This window comes from Pirellulaceae bacterium, assembly GCA_029243025.1.
In the GTDB taxonomy this organism is placed as follows: Bacteria; Planctomycetota; Planctomycetia; order Pirellulales; family Pirellulaceae.
This window is the reverse complement of record JAQWSU010000003.1, coordinates 1-5,646: the sequence shown is the minus strand read 5'-3', so window position 1 is coordinate 5,646 and position 5,646 is coordinate 1. Positions and strand designations below refer to the sequence as shown.

Genomic DNA, 5,646 nt, shown 5'->3' with positions numbered 1-5,646 from the left:
AAAAGCAACGTTGCTCAAGTGTCAAACGTAATACTCACAGCCGATCGGCAAACGACCAACGCCCGACAGTTGCCGGAAGAAATTGCAGCAAGGGAATTACTGTTTGCGCTCGATGAGAAACAATCAACTTTGGACGCGGATGTTCCAGAGCCCGAGGATCGAGCTCAAGATCTTTTTGAAAATCATCACGACTTTTTGATCTAATTATTTGATTGATCAATTGTTAGCGAGTTCCACCATGCCCAAAAAATATCGACGAGGGCGACTGTCTAAAAGAATCGCTGTTCTGGAGTCGCTTGAGGATCGCCGCTTGCTCGCCGGCGATCTAGTTGCCCAATGGCGAGCCGAGGACTTAAACCATCTTTTGAACGATGGAGATCAAGTCAGTAACTGGAGCGATTCCATTGCGGCAGTGCCAACCAAAAATCGCGGTACGCCAACCCTGATCAAACAACAATACGGCGGAAGATCTACCGTCCGCTTCCATCCGTCCGACGGCGACGACAGCTTGCGAATCTCGATTGCCGACAATCCCATCAATCGCGCGGATAACTTCTCGGTGATTGTTACCTTTGTCTCCGACAGTCAAACGCTCCCCGGTGAAAATGGCAACTGGTTCGAAGGGGCTGGCCTGGTTGATGCCAATGCCCTGGGCTTCTCCAAGGGTTGGGGCATCGCCATGAATTCGCAGGGGCAAATCGGTGCCGGGCTGGAAAGCGGCTTTCTACAACCGGTCACCAGTCTTTATTCGACCGCAACCGGCTTGAATGATGGACAATTGCACTACGTCGCGTTCACACGGCAGGCTGGAACAATGACAATTTATGTTGATGACCAGCCTACCAGCAGCCGGGATGATGGCTCTCCATTAGCTCTGAGTGATACCGAGATAGTCTTCGGGGACACTCTCAGTGGAAATGCGGCGGGGTTTGCAGGCGACATCAGCGAAATCCGCTTCTACGACGGTGCCCTCAATGCTGCCGAGTGGCTAGAAATCCGAAACGAACTGTCCGCCTACTACGACAATCAGCCTCCCCAGGTGCAGCCCGACTCGTACACCACGGCGGAGGACAGCGTATTGCTGTTTGCCGACGTTGCGACGGGCGTACTGGCAAACGACCTGGATGCCGAGGGGGACAGTTTGACTGCTATTCTGATCGATCCACCTCAACACGGCGTTCTCTCTCTCAACCCAAAGGGTTCGTTCATTTACGATTCGGACTTGAATTTCTTCGGCGAAGACACCTTTCGTTATGCGGCGGTGGATTTTCGCGAGTCCGAACCGACCACGGTTACCATTGCGGTCACACCAACCTACGACCCAGCCATAGCTGTTCCTGATGAATACAAATCAGCGCCTGACCAGATTCTGAATGTCGCCGCTGCAGAGGGCCTGCTTGCGAATGATGTCAACTTGGATGCGGGGCCGCTGATCGCAAAAATTGCCACCGACGTGGCATCAGGCAATCTTACGCTTAGCGAAGATGGTTCTTTCAACTACGATCCGGCAGGGTTTTCTGGGGTAACGACCTTCGGTTACCAAATCGATGACGGAACCCGATTATCGAATGAAGTCACCGTTACACTCACGATCAATTCCCCTCCCCTCGCAGCTGATGACCATTACGAGCTTTCCGAAGATGGACGAATTACGAGCGATTCGGAACTAGGAATTTTGGCGAATGATGTTGATGCGGAGAACGATAAATTCAGCGCAACTTTAATCAGCTCCACCGAACACGGATCCCTCTCCTTGCAGGCCGACGGATCTTTCGACTACGTGCCAGACCCTGAATTCTCAGGCCTTGATTCCTTTACCTATCGCATCGCCGACTATGCAGACCGTTCGCCGACCGTGGGAACTGTGACGTTCAACGTCCTCCCAATCAATGATCGCCCCATTGCGACAGGAGATCTTTACCTCACGTTCGTCGACACCCCACTGACAATCACAAAAGAAGCGGGTTTAATTGCCAACGACATTGATGTGGATAATCCAATTTTGACCCCCTTGGTGAGTCAGCCCCCCACACACGGCGACCTGCAATTGAAAAATGACGGTAGTTTTGTCTACACCCCGAAGCAAGGCTTTGAGGGTAAAGACCAATTCCGTTACACCGTAAACGATGGTGAGCTGACTTCTACTGAGGCAATTGTGAACTTGGTTGTTGCACCCATCGATCAACAAGTCATCATCAACGAGGTTCACTATGACCCACCAGAAAATACGGTTCCGGCTGAATTCATCGAACTTTTTAATCAAGGACATCAACCCGCAGATCTCTCCGATTGGTTTTTCACAAATGGCATTCGCTACGTCATCCCCGCAGGCACAATCATCGAGCCCCTGAGTTATCTGGTCATCGCTCAACACCCAGCAACGTTGCAAGAACAATTTGGAGTGAATGCAATCGGTCCCTATGCGGGTCGTCTTTCCAGTGAAGGTGAAGAGATCACCCTTCGCAATTCCGCAGGCGATATGGTCGATCGGGTTGATTATCGACAAGGCTTTCCTTGGCCGATCGCTGCCGGCGGCGATGGCCCTTCGATGGAGTTGATCCATCCCTCCCTGGACAATCAGCTAGGTGGTAGCTGGCGTGCCTCCGTGGCACCAACGCCAAATGCGATCAACAGCGTACACGCCAATAATGCCCCACCTCAAATCCGGCAAGTGAGTCACTCCCCCCAACAGCCAAAGGCTAACGAAACCACGATCATCACGGCGAAGGTAACGGACCCCAACGGCGTTGAATCGGTGAGCCTGGATTATCAAATTGTTTCACCCGGAAACTTTATCCCAACACTTTTACCGCTGCCAATTCGCGATCTACGTCGCGGCCCGGATGATCCACGAGAGGTAAACCCGGCCTACGTAGACCCAGCAAATTGGACAACGCTGGTGATGGTCGACGATGGGACCGGCGCTGATACCGTTGCAGGCGATCATCTCTACACGGCCTCGATTCCTGGCCAAAGCCATCGCACATTAATGCGATATCGAATCAATATCAGCGATACGTTGTCGGAATCCGTGACGGTCCCCTACGAAGATGATGCCGCCAGAAACTTCGCTTATTTCGTTTACGATGGCGTTCCCGATTATGGTCAGCACAAATCGGAAACGCTCGAATCAGTCCCCGTCTATCATCTGATCGCTCGAAATGAAGATGTGACGACGATGATGGGCTACAGTGGACGGAACCAAATCAGCCAGGGTACGCAAGCTCGCTTTGCCTACAATTGGCCAGCGGCTTTTGTCTATGACGGAGTCGTTTACGACAACATCAATATGCGTCTCCGCGGCGCAAATGGGCGGTATCATCTCTCCGGAAAACGCAGCATGCGATTCCGTTTCAACGACGGTCAATATTTCCAAGCCAAAGACCAAGCCGGTGAGCCCATTTCCGAGAAATGGCGAACTTTGACCACTGGTAAAATGTTCGACAATCGTCAAACACAGACTTGGGCTTTGAACGAAACCGTCAATATGCACCTGTTCAATCAACTAGGCGTCCCTGCCCCCGAGACATTCTACATCCATTTCCGTGTGATTGACGGAGCCGAAGAGTCGCCCGATCAGTGGTCCGGCGACTTCTGGGGATTGAACTTCGTCATTGAAACTTACGACGTTCGGTTTCTCGACAATCATGAGCTGGAACGGGGCAATCTTTACAAACTGATCAATCAAACCCGCAGTTGGGAACAACAACAACGCTACCAGGCTCCCAATGCCGTCAACGACGGATCCGATCACAACGAAATTGAAAACAAGCTGCGTGGCCGCAGTACGGCGGATTACATCAACGCCCACGTCAACCTGGAAAAATATTTCCAATACCACGCCTTCACCGAAGCGATTCGACATTACGATTATTGGCCCGACGCCAATAAGAACATGGTCTACTATTTCGAGCCAGATTACTTACCGGAAAATAACAATCGGGGCAAACTCTGGATCCTTCCCTGGGACACCGACGCCAGTTGGGGACCGACTTGGAACTCCGGCCACGATGTGGTCTACAACAGTGTCTTTCCCGCATCCGGGGGAGGCTCCGATCGCAACTCGACGGAAGAACTCTGGCCAGCCTACTACAACGCGGTTCGCGAAATCCGAGATCTGCTATGGCAGAGAGACCAAATTGAGCCTTTAGTCGAACAATTCGCCGACGTGCTACGTCCGATGGCAGCGGCCGACTTCGACCGTTGGCGAGGCGGTCCCGCCTCCGAAGGCCGTTACAACGGACTCACAGGGGAAGGGACCAAGGGAATCGACGCACTCGTGCAAAACATGAAGGACTTTGCCTTCCAGGGTGGTAATTGGCCTGGAGGAAGTGTTCCGAATGGTGGCCGAGCCCGACATCTCGATCGTTTGCTGACCAATTCGCGGGCCAAGGATGAGGCTGTACCGGCCAAACCGACGATCAGCTACCAAGGGAATCCAAACTTCCCTACTAATGGGCTTCGTTTTAAAACCTCGAACTTTTCTGACGCTCAAGGCAATGACACATTTGCGGGCATCGAATGGCGGATCGCAGAAGTTACCGATCCGAATGCCCCCGCTTTTAACCCGAACGCTGATTTGTTGTTGGAATGGAACTCGACTTGGGAGTCAGGCGTCCTGGCAGAATTCGACTCCCAAATCGCGCCGCCGTCATCCGCAGTTCAAGCGGGCCATGCCTACCGAGCACGCGTGCGAATGCAAGATCGCAGCGGACATTGGAGTCACTGGTCGGATCCTATGTCGTTTATCGCCACGACCGCAACCGCTTCCGAATTAACCGAATCGCTCAGAATCAGTGAAATACACTATCATCCGTCAGCCCCTTCCCAAGTCGAAGTCAGGGCCGGTTTTAGTGACGCAGATGACTTTGAATTTATTGAGTTGGTCAATCGGAGTGAGAAAACGTTAGATCTAACCGGTGCCGAATTTGTGCAAGCGCCTCTCAACGGCGATCCGCAAGGAATTCAGTTCCTTTTTGCGGAGGGACTCATCACCGAATTAGCGGCCGGTGAACGAGTCTTGATTGTCGAAGACGTCGAGGCTTTTCGCTTCCGTTATGGAAACGACTTACCTATCACCGGACAGTGGCGCGGAAATTTGAGTAACGGCGGAGAGCAACTAACGCTCCTCGGTGATGGACTTCCGATTCAGCAATTCACCTATTCAGATGATTGGTATCCAATCACAGACGGCGATGGCCCATCTCTCGAATTGATCGATACCAACAATACTGATCTCGCCAGTTGGGGGCAGGCCGCTAGTTGGCGTCCCAGCGCGGCCAACGGGGGCTCGCCGGGCACGGCAGAAGTCCCCCCCGTCATTGGCGACTCAAACGCAGACGGCGTTTTCGATTCGGGAGACCTCGTCGCCGTTTTTCGAGCTGGAGAATATGAGGATAATGTTCCCGGCAACTCCAGCTATGCCGAGGGCGACTGGAATGCAGATGGCGATTTCGATTCTGGGGACCTCGTATTCGCTTTCCAAAACGGAAATTATGCCCGTGGCGCGACTCCCTTACTGGCCTCGCCCCAAATCGCTGCCGCCCTGCTGTGGACGGAAACGGATCACAAAAGCAACGTTGCTCAAGTGTCAAACGTAATACTCACAGCCGATCGGCAAACGACCAACGCCCGACAGTTGCCGGA

General features: G+C 52.8%; 2 protein-coding genes. Both read left to right on the top strand.

Annotated features, from left to right (window positions below; genetic code table 11):
• The coding region (locus P8N76_01365; protein MDG2380299.1) for a hypothetical protein at positions 1-204 on the top strand (204 nt) is incomplete at its 5' end.
• A gap of 34 nt (positions 205-238) precedes the next feature.
• Positions 239-5,646 (top strand): Ig-like domain-containing protein (locus P8N76_01360; protein MDG2380298.1); only part of this gene is annotated, 5,408 nt, incomplete at its 3' end.